The following is a 20916-nucleotide window of genomic DNA, read 5'->3' as shown; positions in this document are numbered from 1 at the left end:
TTATTAACTGAATTACCCCTAGAGGCAACCCCCAATCGGCGGGGCTTGTGAATCAGGAGGTGTCCGATGTCGGACGACATGCAGCCGCAGATCCTGTCGGCCAGGCCGGCCATGACCGCAGCCCTGATGGCCGAGACCGGGCTGGACGAAGCCCGTCTGACGCAACTGGTGCACGGCTTTTATGACAAGGTGCGCGCCGATGCGGTGCTGGGGCCGATCTTTGCCGCACGCATTCAGGACTGGGAACCGCATCTGGAACGCATGGTTGCGTTCTGGTCGTCGGTCGCCCTGATGACCGGTCGCTATCATGGTGCCCCGGTACCGGCGCATCAGACCCTGCCGGTCACATGGGAACATTTCGACCGCTGGCTGGCGCTGTTCCGCGAGACTGCGCGGGAGACCTGTACGCCCAAGGGCGCAGCCCATGTGGTCGAGCGCGCCGAGCGCATCGCGCGTTCGCTGCATATGGCCGTGCGGGATCATAGCGATGCCGCAATTGGAGCCGTTCCGACCCTGTGAAATCACCGATGAGATACGAGGCTCCGCCATGACCGATCTGACCTATCCCAAAGCCACCCGCGCCCATGCCGACAAGCGCGCGGCGTTGACGCCGGACGCCGAAGCCGCCTTTCGTGCCTTCTCGAAGGCCGTGTTGGCCGACGGCGCGCTGGACCGGCGGACCAAGCAGTTGATTGCCGTGGCTGTGGCGCATGTCACGCAATGTCCCTGGTGCATCGAGGGTCACGTCAAGGCGGCCCGCCGCGAAGGTGCCAGTGCGGAACAGGTCATGGAGGCGATCTGGGTCGCGGCTGAAATGCGCGCGGGGGCCGCGGTGGCCCATTCGGTCAAGGCGCTGGATCTGATGCCGGAGGATGACGGGTGACCATAGCTGATGCCATTCATCTGGCGCGAGTCTATGATCCGCCCGACACCACGGTGGGCGCCCGGCTGCTGATCGACAGGCTGTGGCCGCGCGGCCTGTCCCGGGCCGATCTGGCGCTGCAGGGATGGCTGCAAAGGGCCGCGCCCGGCGCCGAGTTGCGGCGCTGGTATCACGACCACCCCGACCGCTGGTCGGATTTCGCCGCCCGGTACCGTGCCGAACTGGATGCCGCGCCAGAGGCCGTGCAAGAGGTTGCCGACTGGTGCCGCGCAGGCCCGGTGACCTTTCTGACCGCTGTTCGGGATCCGGCGCGCAGCCATGCCGGGCTGCTGCGGGACTATATTGCGCGGCGATTGACTGACAACGGGGTGGCACGGAAGGACGGCATATGCGGGCACCAAGGCGCGGCCGCGCAAAAGGTTCGGTCATGACCGGTCGCGACGATCAGGGGGCATCCTATGCCTCGCCCCCCTGCATGGCCGCCGAGATCGCGCCGGACTATTTCGACCCGCTTGCGGTGGACCCGGCCCAGGCCCGCGATGTGGCGCGCTGGCGCACCGCGCAGCGCCGCGACCGGCTGGCGGCGCGCCCTAGCGCGGACAGCCGGCGCCAGATCGAGGCGACCCTTGCAACGCATCTGGATGCCCTGATGGCCAGCCGTTTCGGCGACATCTCGGGGCGGGTGATCTCGGGCTATTGGCCGATCAGGTCCGAACCGGATCTGCGGCCGTGGATGGCGCGGCTGGTTGCGGCGGGGGCGATCGTGGCCCTGCCGGTGGTGGCGCAGCGGGAGGCGCCCCTGGTGTTCCGGCCCTGGACACCGGGCTGCCCGATGCGGCGCGGGCACTGGAACATTCTGGAGCCGGATACGGACCGGACCGTGACTCCGGCGATCTGCCTGGCGCCGCTGGTCGGCTGGGACGGGCAGGGCTATCGTCTGGGCTATGGCGGCGGCTATTTCGACCGCAGCCTGGCGGCGTTGCGCCCGGCCCCCCGCGCGATCGGTGTGGGGTATCAGGATGCGCAGATGCCGACGATCTATCCCCAACCCCATGACGTCAGGCTGGACGCCATCGTCACCGAGGACGGGCTGCAATGGCAGACCGCCGGCTAAGCCAGGGTGCCACGGACGAGGCGCAGGCGATCGCCCTCAGACCATCTGGATTACGTCCTTGTCGATGGCCAGCATATATCCGCGACGGGTGATCGTCTTGACCAGCAACGCGCTGACCAGTTGGTTGCCCAGCGTGTCCCGCAGGCGCTTGATGCGGGTCGCGCCGGCGGCTTCGTCGCAATCGGCGGCATTGCGGCCCGAGACCACCGCTTCGATCTGCGCGCCTGACAAGACATCGTCATCCAGCCGTGCCTCGACCAGGACCGCCAGGGTCTCCATCGCCGCCGCGGTCAGTTTGAAATCCATGTTGTTCAGATAGACGGTTTTTTCCTCGCGGCTGATCAGCAGGGACGTGACCTGAATGCCGGCCCGCTCGATCTGGACCATCCGGCGGTTCAGCGTCACCAGCATCAGCAGAAACACCAGCGCCGCGATCAGCAGCGCGGTGGCAAAGACCAGCAGCACGAAAATCACCATGCGATAGCTGGCCAGCGTGTCGGAAAAGGCGGTGCCCGATTGCGCCAGGATCTCCAGCAACCGGATTTCGGCCTGGGTTGTCAGGTCGTTCTCGATGAACAGCCGCTCGACCCGGGCATTGAAGGCGTTGGCATCCGGCAGCGTCAGCAGCAGCACGGCTCCGGCGACCACCAGAACCAGTACGATGGCCGACAGGCCCAGCGCGACGACACGGCTGCCCGAGCGGCGGGCCTCAGAAACGGAGATAGAAGGGCCCGGCATCGGCTTTCCTTTCCTGCAATCCCTCGGGGCCGAACAGCGACAACAGGTTCAGCAACGTCCAGCCGCCCTGCGCCAGCCGCGCGGCCGCCTCGTTTCGGGCGGGGCCGGGCTTGCAGGGGCCGTTCAGCTGGATGACGCCATAATGCAGGCGCAGGGGCGCGTCCTGCTTGGCCTTGTAATCGGCATAGCAATCGGCGGCGTAGGCGGGTCCGGGCAGGCTCAGCCACAGGCCCAGAAACAGGGCCGGCAGCAGCGCCGATACCAGATGGAGAAGCTTTTTTGTCATGCCACCACCCTGCGCATGAACGCGCGGTTATTCAATAACCGTCGGGGTTTGCAGGACTGATATGCGATAACAGGCGGGCGATATTGCCTGTCTTTGCGACCCCGCACCAGATTTGGGCACGGCCTGGTCGCGTTGATCGGTGCCTTCACAGATAGCCCCGGTCGGGGCAACCCAGCCCTGCCGCCAGACAAGGAATACCGTCATGAGAACCGCCGCGCATCGAAAATTCATTGCCCTGATCGTCGGGACCGCCATCGCCATCACCGGGGTCACGGCGGTGCCGGCCCGCGCCGACCAGGCCGACGTGGCCCGTGTTCTGGCCGGGCTGGCCGCCTTTGCCATTCTTGGCGCCGCGATTCGCAGCAGCCGCGACGACAACCAGCAGACCGTGTCCCGGCACCCGCCATATGACTACGAGAACCAGGATTATCAGAACCAGGATTACCAGGCCCGGAACCCGCAGCACCGGCGCGCGCGCCCGCTGCCACAGTCGGTCGTCCGGTATGACCTGCCGGCCCGGTGTCTGCGCAACCACGGGTCCCGGGGCGGGCCGCGCCGCATGTTGGGCATGCGCTGCCTGCAGCAGAATTATCGTTTTGCCAAGGCGCTGCCGCAGGCTTGCCGGGTGCGGTTCGAGACCCGCAACATGGTACGGGTCGGGTACGCACCCGGCTGTCTGAAAAAACGCGGCTATCGGATCGTGCCGGACTGAGCCACCCATGCCCGGGTGCCGGCCAGAAACCCGGCGCCGGCCCCGGACGGTTGGGGGTTGCGCCGGCCCCTTGCTCTGGTCCAGCAAGGGGTATGCAGAATCCCGATGACAGTCTGGAACGGGCCGCACGGGCCCAAGGTTACCTGCGCATTGCCGGTGTTGACGAGGTCGGGCGCGGCCCGCTGGCCGGGCCGGTCACCGCGGCGGCGGTGGTTCTGGACATGCACGCCACGCCGCCGGGCCTGAACGATTCCAAGAAGCTGACGGCGCGGACGCGCGCGGCGCTGGACGCGCAGTTGCGGCAAAAGGCCGAAATCAGCATCGCCCATGCCAGTGTCGCCGAGATCGACAGCCTGAACATCCTGCGGGCCAGCCATCTGGCGATGGAGCGCGCTGTGGCCGGGTTGAACCCGGCGCCGGATTACCTGTTGATCGACGGCAACATGATCCCGCGCGGGCTGAGCCTGCCGGCGCAGGCCGTCGTCAAGGGCGACGCGCGATCGGTGTCGATTGCCGCGGCCTCAATCGTGGCGAAAACCTGCCGCGATCGGATCATGGTGGATTTGGCGCAACAGCACCCCGGCTACGGCTGGGAGACCAATGCGGGTTATCCGTCAAAAAGTCACAGATTGGCGCTCATAAATCTGGGGGTGACCCCACACCATAGACGTTCGTTCAAGCCGGTGCACAATATATTGTATCAAGAAAAATCTATAAGTGACTGATTCAAAAAAGAATTTGACGGCGAATCGCCTTTGACTCATCCTGCTATCAACCAGCAGAGCGCAAAAAGCGCCAGGGACAGAGGCAGAAAATGACCAAGACCAAGACACAGAGCGCCCCGGTGCTCCCCCTGAACACGATTCTGGACGGCGACTGCATCGAGGTGATGAATGGCCTGCCCGAGAACTCGGTTGACCTGATTTTCGCCGACCCGCCCTATAATCTGCAGCTTAAGGGACAGTTGCACCGCCCGGATAACAGCCAGGTCGATGCGGTCGATGATCACTGGGATCAGTTTTCCTCGTTTGCCGCCTATGACAAATTCACCCGCGCATGGCTGGCGGCGGCGCGGCGCATTCTGAAACCCAATGGCGCGATCTGGGTCATCGGCAGCTATCACAACATCTTTCGCGTCGGCAGCGCGCTGCAGGATGCCGGCTATTGGATCCTGAACGACGTGGTCTGGCGCAAATCCAACCCGATGCCGAATTTCCGCGGCAAGCGGTTCACCAACGCGCATGAGACGATGATCTGGGCCAGCAAGGAAGAAGGCGCCAAATACACCTTTAACTACGAGGCGCTGAAGGCGCTGAACGAAGGTATCCAGATGCGCAGCGACTGGGTGCTGCCGATCTGCACCGGGCATGAACGCCTGAAGGACGAGAACGGTGACAAGGCGCATCCGACGCAGAAACCCGAAAGCCTGCTGCACCGGGTGCTGGTCGGTTCGACCAATCCGGGCGACGTGGTTCTGGACCCGTTCTTTGGCACCGGCACGACCGGTGCGGTCGCCAAGATGCTGGGCCGGGAATTCATCGGCATCGAACGCGAAGCCGCCTATCGCAAGGTCGCCGAGAAACGCATTTCCAAGGTGCGCAAGTTCGACCGCGAGGCGCTGCAGGTCAGCGCGTCCAAACGCGCCGAGCCGCGGGTGCCCTTCGGACAACTGGTCGAACGCGGCATGCTGCGTCCGGGCGAAGAGTTGTTTTCGATGAACGGGCGCCATCGGGCGAAAGTGCGCGCTGACGGCACCCTGATCGGCAATGACATCAAGGGCTCGATCCACCAGGTCGGCGCTGCGTATGAAAAGGCGCCCAGCTGCAACGGCTGGACCTACTGGTGCTTCAAGAAGGAAGGCAAGACCGTCCCCATCGACGTGCTGCGCCAGCAGATCCGCTCGGAAATGCGGAACTGATCCACCCGAATACGACTACCGCCGGTGCCTGTGGCCTGTCACGGGGCACCTGACCTGCCCCGCCTTTCTGGCGGGGCTTTTTTGGTTTTCGGGCAAGGCAGGGTCAGCGCGGCACCGGGTTGGTGGCCTTGTTATAGCGGCGCCAGTCGGTGATTTCGGGATAGTACATCTGACGCCAGCGGCGCACGCGCGGGTTCATCATCCGTCGCCACAGGGGCGGCACCATCGCCACCGCCGTCATCACCGGATACCCGTGGGGCAATTGCGGCGCCTCGGCGGGCTGGTGATGTTGCAGCAGCGGAAAGCGCCGGTCGGGCCGGGCGTGGTGGTCGGAATGGCGCTGCAGGTTTATCAGCAGCCAGTTCGACACTTTCGGCGCCGCGTTCCAGGAATGCCGCGGCTGCACGCGCTCGTACCGGCCGTCCCCCAGATGTTTCCGTGTCAGCCCGTAGTGTTCGACATAATTGGCCAGCTCCAGCTGCCAGATCGCGACGCCGGCCTGCATCAGGAACAGGCCGACACCGCCCCAGCCGCCCAGCGCAAAGGCCAGCAGCAGCATCAAGGTCTGCAGCCCCCAGTATTTCCAGAACGGGTTGCTGCGATCGGTCCAGGGCAACCCTCTGCGCGCCAATCGGTCCCGTTCAGCCCGAAAGGACGAAATCAGGCATTGTTTCAGAACCCGGGGGTAGAACCGGTGAAACCCCTCGTTATAGCGCGCCGTCACCGGGTCACGCGGCGTACCGATATGCGGGTGATGCACCAGCAGGTGTTCGCTGCGGAAATGCGAGTACAGCACCATCGCCAGCAACAGATCGGCCAGGTGGCGTTCCAGCCGGCTGGACCGGTGCATCAGCTCGTGGCTGTAATTGATGCCGATGGTGCCGGTGATGACGCCGACGCCAAAGAACACCAGCAGCTTTTCCAGAATCGACAGGTGATCGGCGCCGGACACATACCAGATCAGCGTGAACAGCGTGGCGAACTGCACCGGCACCCAGATCACGGTCAGCGCGGTGTATCCATCCAGTGCGGCCTCGGGCGTCTCCGGATCGGCATTTTGCAGGTTGCGTCCGGCGGCGGCATCCAGCGCCGCCATCAGATACCAGGCGACCAGCGGCAGCAGCAGCACGGTCCAGCCGCCCAGTACGGCGGAAATCCAGGCCAGAGGCACCAGCAGAAAGGACATCCAGAACGGCAGGACACGCTGCCATCGGGCAATGGATTGGGGGGTGCGCATGGAAACCTCGGCACGTCAGGGTTGCTAGCGGGCAAGCATACGCCGTTTCCCGCAGCCGCCCAAGGCTATCAGGCGCCCTGCACCAGATAAAACGCCTTGCGCATGACTGTTGGCAGATCACCGGGGCGAAAGTCACCTTGTGCCAGAAAGAACCCGGTGTCGGGTCGGCTATGCAGGGGCAAATCTGCGCTCCGGACCGTCAGGATCAGGTGGAAATGGGTAAAGGTATGGCGCACTTCGCCGGCCAGGTGCTGCCAGTCGGCGGCGACCGGTGGCGATTCGGTGGCGGTCTCTGCCCAATCGGAACCGGGCCAGCCCAGCATACCGCCCAGCAATCCGCGGTCGGGGCGGCGTTCCAGCAGCCAGGCGCCATCGGCGCGCCGGCCCAGATAGACAATGCCGCGCCGGGTCGGTTTCGGCTTTTTCGCCGTTTTCTTCGGCAGGTCGGCGGCGGTGCCGGCGGCCAGCGCGGCGCAGAGATCGCGCAAGGGGCAAAGCCCGCAGGCCGGCGATTTCGGGGTACAGATCGTCGCCCCCAGATCCATCATCGCCTGGGCATAGTCGCCGGGGCGGTGAAGCGGCGTCAGCGCCGCGGCGCGGGCTTTCAGGGCAGGTTTCGCCGCCGGCAGCGGCACATGGATGTCATAGAGCCGCGCCATCACTCGTTCGACATTGCCATCCATCACGGTCTCGGCGCGCCCGAATGCGATGGCGGCCACGGCGGCGGCGGTATAGGGGCCGATGCCGGGCAGGGCCAGCAGGGCGTCATGAGTATCGGGAAAGCGGCCGCCATGATCCCACGCCACCACCCGAGCGCATTTCAGCAGGTTGCGGGCCCGGGCATAGTATCCCAGCCCGGCCCATTCGCCCATGACATCGGCGTCATGCGCGCTCGCCAGGTCCGACACCGTGGGCCACCGCTGCGTAAAGCGGTGAAAATAGTCCTTGACGGAGGCAACGGTGGTCTGCTGCAGCATCACTTCGGACAGCCAGACGCGATAGGGATCGGCGGGCTGCGCGCTGCCCGGCGGGATGCGCCAGGGCAGGGCGCGGGCGTTGCGGTCGTACCAGTCCAGCATGATGTCGGCCACCTCGTTGGCGCCGGGGTCTGTGTCACGCATAGTTTATGCCTCTGTCATCGGGTTTCGCTGGCGCCCGCCGGCCCGAACAGTACAGTAGGCCCAACCGCAACGGAACCCAGCCATGGCACGTCGGACATCGTCAACGCGCGGCTTTAAACGCACCGCCAGCGTCCTGAACGAACGGATTCGCCGCGCCGGCGAAAGTCGCGGTTTTGCGGTGTCGCGGCTGCTGACCCACTGGGCCGAGATCGCCGGTCCCGAGATCGCCGCCATCGCCCAGCCCGTCAATGTCGGCTATGGCCGCGGAGGGTTTGGCGCGACGTTGACCGTGCTGACCACCGGGGCGCAGGCGCCGATGCTTGAGATGCAAAAGGAAACGCTGCGGGAAAAGGTCAATGCGGTCTATGGCTATAACGCCATCAGCCGGGTGCGGATCACCCAGACCGCCGCTACTGGCTTTGCCGAGGGTCAGGCGGTGTTCGCGGCCAAACCCGCCGCGGAACCACCGGAACCGGACGCGCGGACGCTGGCGCAGGCGCAAGAGTCGGTGCGGCCGATCGAAAACGACGATCTGCGCGCGGCCCTTGAACGCCTGGGTCGCAACGTTCTAAGCAAATCGAAATACTGAGAAAGGCATGAGATGAAACGAAGAGATGCTCTGTTGGGCGCCCTGGCTGCGGTTGCCGCAGGCGGGTATTTTGTCGCCAATCGCTCCGGCGCGGCGCCGACCGGGTTGCTGGTGTCGCCGGCGCAGGCCGACGATGCCGCAGAGATCGACACCGCACAGATCGTCGAGATGGTGCAGGGGGCCGAGGATGCGCCGGTGACGATCATCGAATATGCCTCGTTCACCTGCCCGCATTGCGCGACCTTCCATCAGGGGGCGTATCAGCAGATCAAGAAGAACTATATCGACACCGGCAAGGTACGGCTGATCTATCGCGAGGTGTATTTCGACCGCTACGGGCTGTGGGCGTCGATGGTTGCGCGCTGCGGCGGACCCGAGAAATTCTTTGGCATCACCGATCTGATCTTCAAAGGGCAGGCCGAATGGGTGCAGGCGGGCGATGGCAGCGCCATCGTCGGCGAATTGCGCAAGATCGGGCGGCTGGCTGGGTTGGACGAGGCCACTCTGGACGCCTGTCTGCAGGATGGCGAAAAGGCGCAGACCCTGGTGGCCTGGTATCAGAAGAATGCCGAAGCCGACGACATTCAGGGCACGCCCAGTTTCGTCGTCAACGGGCGCAAGGTGCCGAACCAGTCCTATGCCGATTTCGCCGCGCTGATTGACGCCGAACTGGGCAGCTGACCCACCCCGGACGCGCGCCGTTACCTGAAAGCGCGCCTGCGGCGCACATGATCTATTTGCGTGTCCGCCACGCGGGCGCCGAGGGGTGGCCCCCTCGGACTCCCCCGGCTGCCCGCGCTGGGGCAGGTTCAGGGGGGCGGGGCCACGCCCAGAAGCGTGTCGCGCAGCGCATCGGCACCGTCGATGTGCAGCCGCACCGGCAGAGTGATCACCTTGCTGCGGAAGCCCGGCGGCAGGCGTACCGCGTCTTTCTCGGTTGTCACCATCTGCGCGCCCAGGGCGCGGGCTTCGGCTTCGAGCCGGGCCATCAGCGCCGGGGTCAGCGGCTGGTGATCGTCCAGCGGTTCGCTGCGCAGCAGTCGGGCGCCGAGGCTGCGCAGCGTGTCGAAGAATTTCTGCGGGTTGCCGATCCCGGCAAAGGCCAGCACCGGAGTGTCCTGCCAGTCCATGCCGGTCTGCAGCGGCTGGAGCTGTCCGGTCACCAGCGGCACCGGCAGCTGGTCCGCCCAGTGCGCCGCAAATTCTGCCTGCGCGGTCGGGTTGCCAAGCACCAGCACCAGATCGGCACGTTTCAGCCCCTGCGCCACGGGTTCGCGCAGCGGTCCGGCGGGCAGACAGCGGCCATTGCCAAAGCCGGTGGCGGCATCGGCCACGATGATCGACAGATCCTTGTTGACCTGCGGGTTCTGGAAGCCGTCATCCAGCACGATCACGCTGGCTCCGGCCGTCGCCGCGCGTCGCGCGCCAGCGGCGCGGTCGGTGGCGACCCAGACCTGGGCAAAGGCGGCCAGCAGCAAGGGTTCGTCTCCGGTTTCGGCGGCCGTGTGACGCCCGGGATCGACGCAGACCGGCCCGCTCAGGCTGCCGCCATAGCCGCGTGTGATCACATGCGGTTCGTGCCCGGCGTTGCGCAGCGTTTCGACCAGCCAGATCACCGTCGGGGTCTTGCCGGTGCCCCCCGCGTTCAGGTTGCCGACGCAGATCACCGGCACCCCCGGATCCAGCCCGCCGGATCGGGCCACGCGGCGTGCGGTTGCCCGGCCATAGGCCCAGCCCAGCGGCGCCAGCAACCGGGCGCGCCAGTCCGGACGGTCCGGCGGCGTGTTCCAGAACTCAGGCGGGCGCATTCTGCACCTGCCGACGATCGAGGTTGTCGAGGATCAGGTCGACCAGCTTGTCGGTCATCGCGGCCCCTTCGGTGATGACCTCCCAGCCGGCCAGCGCCATCGCCGCGGCGTGGTCGGGCGCGGCCAGCTGAATCACCGCATTGGCCAGCGCGTCGCCATCGCGCACCGCGCGCGCCGCGCCGGCGGCGGCCAGGTGGGCATAGGCCTCGACATGGTGTTCCACATACGGGCCATAGAGGACCGCCGATCCCAGTGCCGCGGCCGTCAGCGGGTTGCGCCCGGTGGCGCCCGGGCTCAGCGAGCTGGCCATCAGGGTCAACGGCGCCACGCGGTACCAAAGGCCCAGATTGTCGGCATCGCGGGACAGCACCACCTGGGTGTTGTCGTCGATCGTCTCTCCGGTGTCCCAATCGATGCTGCGCAGGCGCTGCCCGGTCAGTCGATCACGCATGTCGTCGGCGCCGGATTCGGCCTCGGTGACCACGACCAGCAGCAGCCGGTGCAACAGCCGCAGCGCCGCGCGGTGCGCAAACAGCACCGCGTCGAATTCGTCGGTGCGCAGATGCGCGGCCAGCCAGACCGGGCGGCTGGAGATTTCCTTGGTGACGTCGGCCAGTTCCTCGTCGGAACAGGGCGGCGGCGTGGCGCTGTTGCGCAGCCGGTCCGTGACATCGATCCGCGGGGCGGTCACGCCCATGCGGCGCAGCGTCGTCGCGGTGGATTCGCTGCTGGTCAGGATCACGTCAAAGCCGTTCAGGCAGCGGCGCACGAGATCGGGGAACCAGGCCCGCCGCCGGGCGCGGAAATCGGTTTCGCCGATATCCAGCAGGATCATCGGCAGGCCGCCGGCGCGAGCCGCTGCGATCAGACCGGGCAACAGATCGGCGCCGGCCCACAGGCACAGGTCGGGGCGCCAGTGATCCAGAAAGGCGCGCGCGGCGTTGCGGAAATCAGAGTCCAGACCGACGATGTGGTCGCAGCCGTTCAGCAGCTGCGGCAGCGGGCCAAAGCGGTCGGTTTCGACCGTAATCAACAATTGCAGGTCCGGCCGCATCGTGCGCAGCCGCAGGCCCAGATCGCACAGCGCGGAATACCGCGACCGCGACGTGGCATGCGCCCAGATCAGCTCTCCGTCGGACCGGGGCCGCCAGTCTGACCGGCCGTTGGGCGCCGGCGCTGTTCCGGGCGTATCGGCGTCTGCCATCCCGAATGCGCGGCCCACCGTCTCAGCTGGATCCGCTGGCTGCCGAGCTCTCGACCTCTTCGTCGCGCAGCCGGTGGATATGGGCGATGAAATAGCGCATATGGGCATTGTCCACGGTACGCTGGGCATTGTCCTTCCAGGCTTCGTAGGCGGATTGATAATCCGGGAACATGCCCACGATATGGATGTCGTTCACGTCCTTAAAGGCGTTTTGGCTGGGGTCGATCAGTTCGCCACCAAAGACAAGGTGCAGGCGTTGGGCCATTTCGGGCATCCTTTGCGAGAAAAGGGACAAAAAGAGGTCGCTGCAACCTACGCCATCGGGCCAGAGCGTCAAGGCGACGCTTTGGCACCGCAGCGGCGGTCAGGCCGGGCGCAGGGCGGCGCTGATCAGCCCGTGCACCGACCGGCCGCCGGCGATCACGCCCTTGACCGTCGGATGCGGGTTGTTGAAACGCAGCGGCGCGCCGAAGCGGTCGGTGCAGACCGCGCCGGCCTCGCGCAGGATCAGGTCGCCGGCAGCGATGTCCCATTCCCAGCAAGGGCGCAGGGTCAGCATGCCGTCGAACCGTCCCTCGGCCACCAGCGCCATGCGATAGGCCAGCGACGGGCGATGCGCGCGGGCAAAGCCGGGCACCTGTCCGGTACGCCAATGGCTGGCGTTCATGTTGGGTTTGGTGGCGAGAATATCGGCCGCATCCAGCGTCATTCGTTCGCTGGGCGCCATCGGCCGGTCATTGGCAAACGCCCCCTGACCGGCGGCGGCAGCATACATCAGGTCGCGCATCGGCAGAAACACCACGCCGGCGGTCACGACGCCGCGTTCCGCCACCGCCAGGGCGTGCGCCCAGGTGCGCGAGCCATCGGCAAAGCTGCGGGTGCCGTCGATCGGGTCGACGATGAACACACGGTCGCGACGCAGGCGGTCCTGGCTGTCTTCGGTCTCTTCGGACAACCAGCCATAGTCCGGGCGCGCCGCCCGCAATGTCGCCTGCAGCATGTCGTTCACGGCAATGTCGGCCTCGGTCACCGGCCCGGCGCCGCCGGGCTTGTCCCAGCGCCGCGCGGTGGTGCCGGTATAGGTCAGGGCGATTTCGCCCGCCGCCCGGGCCGCGTCGACCAGCAGTTCGAGGTCAGTTGCCGGCAAGGGTCATCCCCTCGATCAGCAGGGACGGCACGACCCGCGACAGGTGCGGGCGGGCGTCGTTCGCCGGTACGATCCGGCACAGCATGTCGCGCAGGTTGCCGGCGATGGTACATTCGTTCACCGGCCAGGTGATTTCACCGTTCTGCACCCAGAACCCGGCTGCCCCGCGCGAGTAGTCGCCGGTATTGGGGTTGATCGTGCTGCCGATCATCGACGTGACCAGCAACCCGGTGCCCATGTCGGCGATCAACTGGTCCCGGGTGGCATCGCCCTGGGTCAATTGCAAATTCCAGTTTGCCGGCGACGGCGGCGAGGACACGCCGCGCGCGGCGTTTCCGGTGGGCGCCATGTTCAGCTTGCGGGCGCTGGACAGGTCCAGTGTCCAGCCGGTCAGTATGCCGTTCTCTATGATGGCGCGCCGCCGGGTCGGCAGGCCTTCGGCGTCGAACGGGCGCGAGCCTGCGGCGCGCGCGCGATGCGGGTCTTCGATCAGCGACATGCCGTCCGGCAGCACCGGCTGGCCCAACCTATCCGCCAGCCAGGACGAGCCGCGGGCGATGGCCGATCCGTTGATCGCCGCCATGAGGTGGCCGACCAGCGAGGCCGAGACGCGTTCGTCAAACAGCACCGGAAAGCTGCCGGTCGTGGGTTTTCGCGCGTTCAGCCGTTGCACCGCGCGCGTGCCGGCCTGGCGGCCGATCTGGTCGGCGGCGGGCAGGTCAGCCTGAAAGATGCGGGATTCGCCATCATGATCGCGCTCCATGCCGGTGCCGGTGCCGGCGATCGCCACGCAGCTGATCGAGCGGCTGGTGCGCGCATAGCTGCCCGCAAACCCGTTGCTGGCGGCCAGATGCACCCGATGCGCGCCATAAGAGGCATTGGCCGATTGCACCTGCGACACGCCGGACACCGCCAATCCGGCAGCCTCGGCCCGTTGCGCGTCGCGTTCCAGATCGGCGGGCGCGGGTTCGGGTGCAGGATCGGCCATTTCCAGAGCTGCCGCATCCCAGTCGCTGGCCAGTTGCTCGGGTGCAGCCAGTCCGGTGAACGGATCCTCCGGCGCTTCGCGTGCCATGGCGACGGCCCGCTCGGCCATGGCATTGATCGTCGTCTGGCTGGTGTCGGACGAGGAGACGATGGCCTGGCGCCGCCCCAGCAGGACCCGCAGGCCCAGATCGACGGCCTCGGCGCGCTCGGCCTGTTCCAGCTTGCCACCGCGTATGTCGATGGACAGCGACGTGCCCTGCATGACCAGTGTATCGGCCGAGTCGGCACCGGCGCGCCGGGCCGCATCAAGCAGCGCCGCCCCCAGGGTTTCAAGCGATTGTGTCATGCGGAGTCTTTCCGGAACTGAGCAAGGCCAACATCTGGTCAGCAGGTAACCGCCACGACCCGGCACCGCAAGGCCCGGTCGGATTCCGGCCCGGAGCGCAACCGGCATTTCAACGCGCCCCGGTCCGACAGGGCCGCGTGAAAATGGCCTTCGCCTGCCGGTCTCTGAGACAACAGGCGAAGGCCGGGCCGGGATGCGGCTGGCGGTTACTGGATGCGCTGCCCGTTGGCCAGGATATGACCCTGATCGTTGATCTCCAGCTTGGAGTTCAACGTATCCGGTTCGCTGCCCGGAACGGCCAGCATGCCCATCATCATCCGCGCGCCCATCGCCTCGTCGTCGCCGACCATGCCCATGGCGATCAACTTGTCCAGCAGGCCGTTGGCGCCGACCAGTTCCAGATCGACATGGCCGGTGGGCCGGGGCATGCCGTCAAAGGTTTCCAGATCGGTATTGTCAAAGGTAAAGTCGCCCGTGCCCGACAGTCTTGCCCCTACCAGAGACACCAACAGTTTGTTGATCGTCAGCGCGCTCAGTTCCACCGGAGTCTCGCCGCTTTGCTCCAGCGTGGCAGCCACCGCCGGGTCGAGGAAATCGAACAGCACCTTGGCCCGCCCGGTCAGGTCCAGCGCCACCGTGGCCGGATCGCGGGGCAGTTGCGCGGCCGGGTCGAACATCGACCACAACATGTCGGACATGGTGAAATCCGACAGGTTCAAGCCCATGGCAAAATCCTGTTCGGCATCGGACTTGGCCACGGGTATGCTGAGCTGAAAGGCCGTCAGCGCGGCGTTCAGGGCCACCGGAAATGGCAGTTCCGCCCCCGAAAGGGTCAGTGCGGTCTGTTTCTGCTGAACGTCATAGGCGATCTGCGCGGCATCCATCTTGATCGCGATCCTGCCGCCCTGCGAACTGCTGCCAAAGGCAAAGGGCTGGCCGTCGCCGACACCCTGGATATCGGATTTCCCGGCGCCGTAGGTAAAGGCGCCGTCCATGGCAAAGCCGTCTTGCAGCATCCTGTTGAAATCGGCCGGGTCCATCTCCAGCGGAATCGCGCCGCTGCCCTGAAAGCCGATATCCTGGATCGCGCCGGCAAAGGTGCCCTTGTCGTCCGATTCCGGATCGTCAAAAGCCATGTCATAGGTCAGCGTGGCGGCGGACATCGACTGAGTATAGCTGCGCTGAGCCTCCACGGTCATGTGGGTGTCGCTGGCCACCTCGTTCAGTTCGACCGACATCCGCGCCACCGAGTCCGGTACCGGCTGGCCATCGACCACCAGCGAAGTCAGGTTCAGCGCCACCTTGTCGGCGGCGTAGGCATAGACCACGTCCTCGGGTGTTCCCGACGCTGTCATGTTGCTGCCGGTCTGGCTGTAGGTCAGGACGCCAGAAACCGGATCCTCGCCGTCATCCGAGCCTTCGAAACTCATCGGAATGCTGTCGGGGAACCGGATGCTGACCGAGCCATCGCCGTTCTCGGTAAAGGTCAGATTGTCGATATTGACCGCGAAACTGCCGGTCTCCTCGGGCATCGGCATCGTCAGGGCCAGATTCTGCACGGTCAGCCCGCTGCCGGTGTCCTGCTCGTTGCCGCTGACCGCATAGCCTGCCGAGGTCAGGTATTGCTTCCAGTCCGACCAGACATCCTGCGCCGTCAGGTCCGCCTGGGCGGACTGTGCGGTAACGGCAATGACAAGCGTGGCAACGGCGCCGCGCGCGAAATACTTGGTCATGGGCGACCCTTTCCTGAGATACTCGCGCCGCATGCTCTGCGCTTGGCGTTCGGGCGTCAAGGGGTGGACCCGCTCAATTCGCGGCATTACCACGGGCGGGCACAACACAGCGAGAGGGCGTGCGCATGCAAATGACGGGCAAAACGGTGCTGATCACCGGGGCCAGCCGGGGAATCGGTGCCGAGGCGGCGCGGGTCTTCGCCTTGGCCGGGGCCAATGTCGCCCTGGCGGCGCGCAGCGTCAACAAGGTGCAGGCGCTGGCCGAAGATCTGGGCCAGCGAGCCATTGGCGTGAACTGTGATGTCAGCGACTACGCGCAGGCAGAGGCGGCCGTACAGGCCTGCGTGCAGCATTTCGGCGGGCTGGACGTGCTGATCGGCAATGCCGGGGTGATCGAACCGATTTCGCATCTGGCCGACGCCGATCCCGCCGCCTGGGGCCGGGTCATCGACATCAACCTCAAGGGCGTGTTTCACGGCATGCGCGCCGCCCTGCCGGTGATGATCGCGGCCGGTGGCGGCAGCATCCTGACAGTCAGTTCCGGGGCCGCGCATGGCCCGGTCGAGGCCTGGAGCCATTACTGCGCCTCCAAGGCGGGAGCGGCGATGCTGACCGCCTGCGTCGACAAAGAAAACCGTGGCAAGGGTATCCGGGCGATGGGCCTGTCGCCGGGCACCGTGGCCACGCAGATGCAGCGCGAGATCAAGGCCAGCGGCGTCAATCCGGTCAGCCAGCTGGACTGGTCCGACCACATCCCCGCCGACTGGCCGGCCCGGGCGTTGCTGTGGATGTGTGCGCCCGCCGCCGATCCGTATGTGGGCACCGAAATTTCGCTGCGCGACGACGACATTCGCAAGATGATAGGACTGACATGATCGATCTGAGCAAGAATGACGGGCTGTGGACCGTCACGCTGAACCGGCCCGACAAGGCCAATTCTCTGACCGCCGCGATGCTGCGCGACCTGGCCGAGATCGCCGAATCGGCGCACCAGGCGCGGGCGCTGATCCTGACCGGCGCTGGCAAGGTCTTCAGCGCCGGTGCCGATCTGGACGAGGCCCGGGCCGGTTTGGCCAAGTCGGACCTGTGGGAGCGCCTGTCCGGCGCAATTGCCGGGCTGCCCTGCCTGACCGTGGCGGCGCTGAACGGCACGCTGGCGGGCGGCGCCATGGGTATGGCGCTGGCTTGTGATCTGCGCATCGCGGTGCCGACAGCCAAGTTCTTCTACCCGGTGATGAAGCTGGGCTTTCTGCCGCAACCGTCGGATCCGGCGCGGATGGCGGCGCTGATCGGTCCGGCCCGCACCAAGCTGATCCTGATGGCCGGGCAAAAGATCACGGCGGACGAGGCGCATGGCTTTGGCCTGATCGACCGGATCGTGCCGCCCGAAGACCTGATCGACACGGCGCGCGCCCTGACTGCGGATTCCTGTGCCGCCAGACCCGAAGTGGCGGCGGGCATCGCCCGCCTTTGCGGCAAGCAGATCGCCTAGGAAAGTTTCCGGTTTTCGCCCGCCCGGTTGCGCCGGGCGGGTGTGGTGGCCCCTTCCGGACTTGAACCGGAACGCCTTGCGGCCAGGCATTTTAAGTGCCTTGCGTCTACCACTTCCGCCAAGGGGCCCTGAACCCGTCCTCTATCGCAGCTCCTGTCTTGCGACCAGCCGGATATCGGCAGTTGGGACACGGGTTCGAAGTTTTTCCTATCGCTGCAACAATCTGACAACAATGCGTTTCCCGATAAAAAGGTGCAACTTTTCCGGATTGGCGCCGGATGTCGACCGGTCGGGTGGCGCAAAACCGGCCGCGTTTGGCCCCGGCATCCGGCCGGCCGGGCGGTGGCTTGCGCGGACATCCTGCTTGATCCCGCAGGGCCGGTTGGGCAAGGGTTCCGGGGGTGAGACAAGGGCGGGACGCGGGTCGCAATGTTAGGGTATGAAATCGACTTGGAGAGCCAGCCGCAGATCGCGCAGCAGGCGGCGGGTGATGCGCTGCAGGTCTGGGATCTGGCCGGACCCTGGCGGCTGAGTCCGCCGGCCTGGATGCAGTTTGCCCTGCTGATCGCCGCCTATCTGCTGGCCGTGCTGGTGGTCCGCAGGCTGCGTCCGGCGCTGACACGGCTGCTGACCCCGCCCGCAGAACATAGCAACGTGTTTGCCACCGCCAGCCGGTTCGTTCTGATCTTTGTCCCGCTGGTTCTGCCGCTGCTGGCCTATGTGTTCACCGGCATCGGCGAAACCGTGGTGCGGTCGTTGTTTGACAGCAGTTCGGTGATCGCCTTTGGCAAATGCTTTTTCCTTTTTCTGGCCGCGCGCATTCTGGTTCGCGAGATCATAGACGAACCGTTCCTCAAACTGATGGGCCGGTTCGTGCTGTTGCCGGTCGCGGCGATCTATACGGTCGGGCTGTTGGATGTGGTCGGCCTGAAACTGACCGAAACCACGGCTGGGATGGACAATATCCGCTTTTCGCTGATGGCTCTGGCGCGCGGTGCGATTGCCGGCAGCCTGCTTGTCTGGCTGGTCTGCTGGTCCAACGACCAGTCCTGTGTCTTCATCGGTAAACAAAAGGAAATGCGCCCAGCGACACGGGAACTGGCGATCAAGGCTGTCGAGATCGCGCTTTATGGCATCGCCTTTATCCTGTTGATGAACATCATGGGCGCGAACCTGTCCACCCTGGCGGTTCTGGGTGGCGGGATCGGCGCCGGGCTGGGCTTTGGCCTGCAAAAGATCGCCTCGAATTTCATCTCGGGGGTGATTCTGCTGCTCAAGCGGCAGGCGACGGTGGGCGACTATGTCGAACGGGATGGCGGCGAGGCCGGCACCATCGTCAAGATGTCCGCGCGCGTGGCGATCCTGAAAACCTTTGACGGGCGCTGGATGGTGGTCCCGAACGAGGATTTCATCACCACGCGGGTGGTGAACTCTTCCGACAGCGGTTCGGCGAAACGCCACGAAGCGCCGTTCTCGGTCAGTAATGGCACCGATATCAACACCGTTCCCGCCATCACCGCGGCGAGGGTGGCCAGGCCGCCCTTTGTGCCGGACGGCCCGGATCGTGAACTGCGCGGGGTCGGCGACAGGGATATCGCGATCGAATGCCGGGTCAACGGCATTGATGACGGGCGCAACAAGTTCACGCCCAGGGTGTTGTTCGCGGCGTGGAACGCGCTCAGAGGCAACGGTATCGAAATCCCCTGTCCGCACCCTGCCGTCGCGTTGAAGAGCGGGCCGCTGGGTAGCGCGGCATGAGCCGACCCATGGCGATGGTGGTCGGCGGCGGCCCCGCCGGGCTGATCGCGGCCGAGGAGCTGGCGCGCGTCGGCTGTGCGGTGACCCTGACCGAGGCCAAGCCCTCGGTCGGGCGCAAGTTGCTGATGGCAGGGAAATCCGGGTTGAATCTGACCAAGGATGAACCCGCCGACCGGTTCCTGACCGCCTATGACGAGGCGGCGGACTGGTTGGCGCCGATCCTGGCGGAATTCGACGCCGCGGCGGTACAGGATTGGGCGCGGGGCCTGGGGCAGGCGCTGTTCACCGGCAGCACCGGGCGGGTGTTTCCCCGCGCGATGAAGGCCAGCCCGCTGCTGCGCGCCTGGCTGGCGCGGCTGGACGGGTTGGGCGTTGTGCGCCACATCCGCTGGCGCTGGACCGGCTGGACGCCGCAGAACGCGCTGTGCTTTGACACGCCCGAGGGGCCGGTTACCTGCCAGCCGGATACCACGGTGCTGGCCCTGGGCGGTGCCAGCTGGGCGCGGCTGGGCTCGGACGGGGCCTGGGCCGGGCTGCTGGCCGAGCGCGGTGTGAAACTGGCCCCCTTTGCGCCCGCCAATGCCGGGCTGCGGGTGGATTGGTCGCCGCACATGCAACCGGTACTGGGCCAACCGCTGAAAGGCATCGCGCTGTCAGCGGGCGATCAGCGGTCGCGCGGCGAAGCGGTGATATCCCGGCGCGGGCTGGAGGGCGGCGGCATCTATGCCGTCTGCAAGGCGGTGCGTCAGGGGGCGGCGCTGACGCTGGATCTGACCCCCGATCTGTCCACTACCGATGTGATCGCGCGTCTGGCCCGGTCCCGTGGCAAGACCAGCCTGTCAAACCATCTGCGCCGGGTTCTGAAGCTGGATCCGGCGCGGCAGGCGCTGCTGCAGGAATTCGGTCGCCCGCTGCCCGCCGATACCGCCGGGCTGGCGCGACTGATCAAGGCGCTGCCGATCCGCCATGGCGGTTTGCGGCCGATGGACGAGGCGATTTCCAGCGCCGGCGGTGTGACGCGCGCAGCGCTGGATGACGGGTTGATGCTGCGCGCCGTTCCCGGCATGTTCTGCGCCGGTGAAATGCTGGATTGGGAGGCCCCGACCGGCGGCTACCTGCTGACTGCCTGCCTGGCCACCGGACGCTGGGCCGGGCGGGCGGCGGCGGAACGGGCCCTGGGACGCGTTCAGTCCTGAGCCAGCGCCCGCACCCGCTTGAATGCGGGGCGCGCCCGCATGGCGCTGGCATAGTCGGCCATTTTCTTGTTTTCGAGTGGGAACTTGGCGCCATAGGCCCAGTTCAGGCAATGGGTGGCGATGATGTCGGCAACCGTCATCACCTCGCCCTGCAGGAACGGTCCCTCAAGGCGCTCGGCCAGGCGTTCGAGATTGCGGGCAAACTCCCATTTCAGGCTGGGTTTCACCGCCGGTACGCGGTGTTCCTCGGGCAGGACGAACCCGTGCCGCGCCGCGGTCCACACCAGCGCATCGAACTCGTCCAGCAGGGTGTGGGTCAGCGCATCCTGACGCGCCCGTTCCAGACTGCCGGCGGCATGGGTCAGCTTGCCGTGCCGGTCCGCCAGATAGGTCAGGATCGCGGTGGAATCGGTCAGCACCGCATCGCCATCCAGCAGCACCGGCACCTTGCCCGACGGGTTCAGCGCCAACACCGCCTGGCTGCGCGGCCCGGCCTGGACGAATTCATAGGGCTCGCCCAGTTCTTCGAGCATCCAGAGAACGCGAAACGCTCTGCTGGGGATGCTTCCATAGACCGTGTACATGCGGTGTCTCCCAATTGCGCGGCTGTCGCAAAAGTGCCGTTCTGATGCCGCAGGTCAAGGGGC

The 20916-nt window shown here is 66.1% G+C and carries 24 protein-coding genes and 1 tRNA gene; 13 read left to right on the top strand and 12 right to left on the bottom strand.

Annotation, left to right across the window (positions count from 1 at the left end; genetic code table 11):
- Nucleotides 1-66 precede the first annotated feature (66 nt).
- The 4 genes from ACFMPD_RS08900 to ACFMPD_RS08885 are packed head-to-tail and all read left to right on the top strand — an operon-like array spanning nucleotide 67 to nucleotide 1997.
- Nucleotides 67-519: a group III truncated hemoglobin gene (locus ACFMPD_RS08900; RefSeq protein WP_380993449.1), complete on the top strand. Its 453-nt coding sequence runs from the start codon at nucleotides 67-69 to the stop codon at nucleotides 517-519.
- A 28-nt stretch (nucleotides 520-547) separates the two neighbouring features.
- Complete coding sequence (locus tag ACFMPD_RS08895; protein WP_380993448.1) at nucleotides 548-883, top strand: carboxymuconolactone decarboxylase family protein; 336 nt, start codon at nucleotides 548-550, stop codon at nucleotides 881-883.
- Nucleotides 880-1314, top strand: coding sequence for a DUF488 domain-containing protein (locus ACFMPD_RS08890; RefSeq protein ID WP_380993447.1), 435 nt, complete (start codon nucleotides 880-882; stop codon nucleotides 1312-1314). Before ACFMPD_RS08895 ends, ACFMPD_RS08890 begins: the two co-directional genes overlap by 4 nt.
- On the top strand, nucleotides 1311-1997 hold the full coding sequence (locus tag ACFMPD_RS08885) for a 5-formyltetrahydrofolate cyclo-ligase (RefSeq protein ID WP_380993446.1): 687 nt from the start codon (nucleotides 1311-1313) through the stop codon (nucleotides 1995-1997). Before ACFMPD_RS08890 ends, ACFMPD_RS08885 begins: the two co-directional genes overlap by 4 nt.
- 36 nt (nucleotides 1998-2033) lie before the next feature.
- On the opposite strand, the gene ACFMPD_RS08880 is transcribed toward ACFMPD_RS08885, so the two are convergent.
- Nucleotides 2034-2735 carry a winged helix-turn-helix domain-containing protein gene (locus tag ACFMPD_RS08880; RefSeq protein WP_380993445.1) on the bottom strand — a complete coding sequence of 234 codons (702 nt, stop codon included), beginning with the start codon at nucleotides 2733-2735 and terminating at the stop codon, nucleotides 2034-2036.
- A complete protein-coding gene (locus ACFMPD_RS08875) occupies nucleotides 2707-3021 on the bottom strand; it encodes a hypothetical protein (RefSeq protein WP_380993444.1) in 315 nt (104 codons plus the stop codon). Before ACFMPD_RS08875 ends, ACFMPD_RS08880 begins: the two co-directional genes overlap by 29 nt.
- A 202-nt stretch (nucleotides 3022-3223) precedes the next feature.
- Between ACFMPD_RS08875 and ACFMPD_RS08870 the strand changes: the two genes are divergently transcribed.
- The 3 genes from ACFMPD_RS08870 (at nucleotide 3224) to ACFMPD_RS08860 (ending at nucleotide 5651) form a co-directional block, all read left to right on the top strand.
- Entirely contained in the window at nucleotides 3224-3733 is a 510-nt protein-coding gene (locus ACFMPD_RS08870; RefSeq protein WP_380993443.1) for a hypothetical protein, read from the top strand.
- Nucleotides 3734-3825: 92 nt separating this feature from the next.
- On the top strand, nucleotides 3826-4458 hold the full coding sequence (locus ACFMPD_RS08865; RefSeq protein ID WP_380993442.1) for a ribonuclease HII: 633 nt from the start codon (nucleotides 3826-3828) through the stop codon (nucleotides 4456-4458).
- Between the two features lie 89 nt (nucleotides 4459-4547).
- The gene (locus ACFMPD_RS08860; protein ID WP_380993441.1) at nucleotides 4548-5651 is read left to right on the top strand and encodes a site-specific DNA-methyltransferase; all 1104 of its coding nucleotides are present in this window, start codon (nucleotides 4548-4550) and stop codon (nucleotides 5649-5651) included.
- A gap of 103 nt (nucleotides 5652-5754) precedes the next feature.
- Here the strand turns inward: ACFMPD_RS08860 and ACFMPD_RS08855 are convergent, their stop codons facing one another.
- Both ACFMPD_RS08855 and mutY read right to left on the bottom strand, forming a co-directional pair.
- Entirely contained in the window at nucleotides 5755-6888 is a 1134-nt protein-coding gene (locus ACFMPD_RS08855; RefSeq protein ID WP_380993440.1) for an alkane 1-monooxygenase, read from the bottom strand.
- Nucleotides 6889-6956: 68 nt separating this feature from the next.
- Nucleotides 6957-8009, bottom strand: a complete 1053-nt coding sequence (gene mutY, locus ACFMPD_RS08850; protein ID WP_380993439.1) for an A/G-specific adenine glycosylase — start codon at nucleotides 8007-8009, stop codon at nucleotides 6957-6959.
- An 82-nt stretch (nucleotides 8010-8091) separates the two neighbouring features.
- Between mutY and ACFMPD_RS08845 the strand changes: the two genes are divergently transcribed.
- Complete coding sequence (locus ACFMPD_RS08845; protein ID WP_380993438.1) at nucleotides 8092-8598, top strand: DUF721 domain-containing protein; 507 nt, start codon at nucleotides 8092-8094, stop codon at nucleotides 8596-8598.
- A gap of 12 nt (nucleotides 8599-8610) precedes the next feature.
- Nucleotides 8611-9279, top strand: a complete 669-nt coding sequence (locus ACFMPD_RS08840) for a DsbA family protein (protein ID WP_380993437.1) — start codon at nucleotides 8611-8613, stop codon at nucleotides 9277-9279.
- A 128-nt stretch (nucleotides 9280-9407) separates the two neighbouring features.
- On the opposite strand, the gene lpxK is transcribed toward ACFMPD_RS08840, so the two are convergent.
- The 6 genes from lpxK to ACFMPD_RS08810 all read right to left on the bottom strand — a co-directional run bounded on the left by lpxK (nucleotide 9408) and on the right by ACFMPD_RS08810 (nucleotide 15823).
- Entirely contained in the window at nucleotides 9408-10406 is a 999-nt protein-coding gene (lpxK, locus tag ACFMPD_RS08835; RefSeq protein WP_380993436.1) for a tetraacyldisaccharide 4'-kinase, read from the bottom strand.
- The gene (locus ACFMPD_RS08830) at nucleotides 10393-11610 is read right to left on the bottom strand and encodes a 3-deoxy-D-manno-octulosonic acid transferase (protein WP_380993435.1); all 1218 of its coding nucleotides are present in this window, start codon (nucleotides 11608-11610) and stop codon (nucleotides 10393-10395) included. The genes lpxK and ACFMPD_RS08830 overlap by 14 nt, the downstream gene beginning before the upstream one ends.
- Before the next feature lie 22 nt (nucleotides 11611-11632).
- Nucleotides 11633-11875 (bottom strand): DUF4170 domain-containing protein, encoded by a 243-nt coding sequence (locus ACFMPD_RS08825; protein WP_380993434.1) that lies wholly within the window; start codon nucleotides 11873-11875, stop codon nucleotides 11633-11635.
- 99 nt (nucleotides 11876-11974) lie between these two features.
- On the bottom strand, nucleotides 11975-12757 hold the full coding sequence (locus ACFMPD_RS08820; RefSeq protein ID WP_380993433.1) for a 3'(2'),5'-bisphosphate nucleotidase CysQ: 783 nt from the start codon (nucleotides 12755-12757) through the stop codon (nucleotides 11975-11977).
- Nucleotides 12744-14090 (bottom strand): TldD/PmbA family protein, encoded by a 1347-nt coding sequence (locus ACFMPD_RS08815; protein ID WP_380993432.1) that lies wholly within the window; start codon nucleotides 14088-14090, stop codon nucleotides 12744-12746. Before ACFMPD_RS08815 ends, ACFMPD_RS08820 begins: the two co-directional genes overlap by 14 nt.
- 206 nt (nucleotides 14091-14296) lie before the next feature.
- The gene (locus tag ACFMPD_RS08810; RefSeq protein WP_380993431.1) at nucleotides 14297-15823 is read right to left on the bottom strand and encodes a DUF2125 domain-containing protein; all 1527 of its coding nucleotides are present in this window, start codon (nucleotides 15821-15823) and stop codon (nucleotides 14297-14299) included.
- Nucleotides 15824-15948: 125 nt separating this feature from the next.
- On the opposite strand from ACFMPD_RS08810, the gene ACFMPD_RS08805 reads away from it, so the two are divergent.
- Nucleotides 15949-16698, top strand: coding sequence for an SDR family oxidoreductase (locus ACFMPD_RS08805; RefSeq protein ID WP_380993430.1), 750 nt, complete (start codon nucleotides 15949-15951; stop codon nucleotides 16696-16698).
- Entirely contained in the window at nucleotides 16695-17315 is a 621-nt protein-coding gene (locus tag ACFMPD_RS08800) for an enoyl-CoA hydratase/isomerase family protein (RefSeq protein ID WP_380993429.1), read from the top strand. Before ACFMPD_RS08805 ends, ACFMPD_RS08800 begins: the two co-directional genes overlap by 4 nt.
- A 43-nt stretch (nucleotides 17316-17358) precedes the next feature.
- On the opposite strand, the gene ACFMPD_RS08795 is transcribed toward ACFMPD_RS08800, so the two are convergent.
- Nucleotides 17359-17443 (bottom strand) — tRNA-Leu (locus ACFMPD_RS08795).
- 301 nt (nucleotides 17444-17744) lie between these two features.
- Here ACFMPD_RS08795 and ACFMPD_RS08790 point away from each other — a divergent pair.
- Entirely contained in the window at nucleotides 17745-19073 is a 1329-nt protein-coding gene (locus ACFMPD_RS08790) for a mechanosensitive ion channel family protein (RefSeq protein ID WP_380993428.1), read from the top strand.
- Complete coding sequence (locus ACFMPD_RS08785; protein ID WP_380993427.1) at nucleotides 19070-20269, top strand: TIGR03862 family flavoprotein; 1200 nt, start codon at nucleotides 19070-19072, stop codon at nucleotides 20267-20269. Before ACFMPD_RS08790 ends, ACFMPD_RS08785 begins: the two co-directional genes overlap by 4 nt.
- On the opposite strand, the gene ACFMPD_RS08780 is transcribed toward ACFMPD_RS08785, so the two are convergent.
- A complete protein-coding gene (locus ACFMPD_RS08780) occupies nucleotides 20260-20853 on the bottom strand; it encodes a glutathione S-transferase family protein (protein WP_380993426.1) in 594 nt (197 codons plus the stop codon). The two genes, ACFMPD_RS08785 and ACFMPD_RS08780, sit on opposite strands and share 10 nt — an antisense overlap.
- Nucleotides 20854-20916: the final 63 nt, after the last annotated feature.

Source organism: Sedimentitalea sediminis, assembly GCF_042687825.1.
In the GTDB taxonomy this organism is placed as follows: Bacteria; Pseudomonadota; Alphaproteobacteria; order Rhodobacterales; family Rhodobacteraceae; genus Sedimentitalea.
Note: the sequence above shows the minus strand (reverse complement) of the source record. Positions and strands in the feature narration are given on the sequence as shown.

What these genes read in the sequence shown, in the direction of transcription:
- ACFMPD_RS08900 (WP_380993449.1), top strand. Translation starts at nt 67, where the DNA reads ATGTCGGACGACATGCAGCCGCAGATCCTGTCGGCCAGGCCGGCCATG.
- ACFMPD_RS08895 (WP_380993448.1), top strand. Translation starts at nt 548, where the DNA reads ATGACCGATCTGACCTATCCCAAAGCCACCCGCGCCCATGCCGACAAG.
- ACFMPD_RS08885 (WP_380993446.1), top strand. Translation starts at nt 1,311, where the DNA reads ATGACCGGTCGCGACGATCAGGGGGCATCCTATGCCTCGCCCCCCTGC.
- ACFMPD_RS08880 (WP_380993445.1), bottom strand. Translation starts at nt 2,735, where the DNA reads ATGCCGGGCCCTTCTATCTCCGTTTCTGAGGCCCGCCGCTCGGGCAGC.
- ACFMPD_RS08875 (WP_380993444.1), bottom strand. Translation starts at nt 3,021, where the DNA reads ATGACAAAAAAGCTTCTCCATCTGGTATCGGCGCTGCTGCCGGCCCTG.
- ACFMPD_RS08870 (WP_380993443.1), top strand. Translation starts at nt 3,224, where the DNA reads ATGAGAACCGCCGCGCATCGAAAATTCATTGCCCTGATCGTCGGGACC.
- ACFMPD_RS08865 (WP_380993442.1), top strand. Translation starts at nt 3,826, where the DNA reads ATGCAGAATCCCGATGACAGTCTGGAACGGGCCGCACGGGCCCAAGGT.
- ACFMPD_RS08860 (WP_380993441.1), top strand. Translation starts at nt 4,548, where the DNA reads ATGACCAAGACCAAGACACAGAGCGCCCCGGTGCTCCCCCTGAACACG.
- ACFMPD_RS08855 (WP_380993440.1), bottom strand. Translation starts at nt 6,888, where the DNA reads ATGCGCACCCCCCAATCCATTGCCCGATGGCAGCGTGTCCTGCCGTTC.
- mutY (WP_380993439.1), bottom strand. Translation starts at nt 8,009, where the DNA reads ATGCGTGACACAGACCCCGGCGCCAACGAGGTGGCCGACATCATGCTG.
- ACFMPD_RS08845 (WP_380993438.1), top strand. Translation starts at nt 8,092, where the DNA reads ATGGCACGTCGGACATCGTCAACGCGCGGCTTTAAACGCACCGCCAGC.
- ACFMPD_RS08840 (WP_380993437.1), top strand. Translation starts at nt 8,611, where the DNA reads ATGAAACGAAGAGATGCTCTGTTGGGCGCCCTGGCTGCGGTTGCCGCA.
- lpxK (WP_380993436.1), bottom strand. Translation starts at nt 10,406, where the DNA reads ATGCGCCCGCCTGAGTTCTGGAACACGCCGCCGGACCGTCCGGACTGG.
- ACFMPD_RS08830 (WP_380993435.1), bottom strand. Translation starts at nt 11,610, where the DNA reads ATGGCAGACGCCGATACGCCCGGAACAGCGCCGGCGCCCAACGGCCGG.
- ACFMPD_RS08825 (WP_380993434.1), bottom strand. Translation starts at nt 11,875, where the DNA reads ATGGCCCAACGCCTGCACCTTGTCTTTGGTGGCGAACTGATCGACCCC.
- ACFMPD_RS08815 (WP_380993432.1), bottom strand. Translation starts at nt 14,090, where the DNA reads ATGACACAATCGCTTGAAACCCTGGGGGCGGCGCTGCTTGATGCGGCC.
- ACFMPD_RS08810 (WP_380993431.1), bottom strand. Translation starts at nt 15,823, where the DNA reads ATGACCAAGTATTTCGCGCGCGGCGCCGTTGCCACGCTTGTCATTGCC.
- ACFMPD_RS08805 (WP_380993430.1), top strand. Translation starts at nt 15,949, where the DNA reads ATGCAAATGACGGGCAAAACGGTGCTGATCACCGGGGCCAGCCGGGGA.
- ACFMPD_RS08800 (WP_380993429.1), top strand. Translation starts at nt 16,695, where the DNA reads ATGATCGATCTGAGCAAGAATGACGGGCTGTGGACCGTCACGCTGAAC.
- ACFMPD_RS08790 (WP_380993428.1), top strand. Translation starts at nt 17,745, where the DNA reads ATGTTAGGGTATGAAATCGACTTGGAGAGCCAGCCGCAGATCGCGCAG.
- ACFMPD_RS08785 (WP_380993427.1), top strand. Translation starts at nt 19,070, where the DNA reads ATGAGCCGACCCATGGCGATGGTGGTCGGCGGCGGCCCCGCCGGGCTG.
- ACFMPD_RS08780 (WP_380993426.1), bottom strand. Translation starts at nt 20,853, where the DNA reads ATGTACACGGTCTATGGAAGCATCCCCAGCAGAGCGTTTCGCGTTCTC.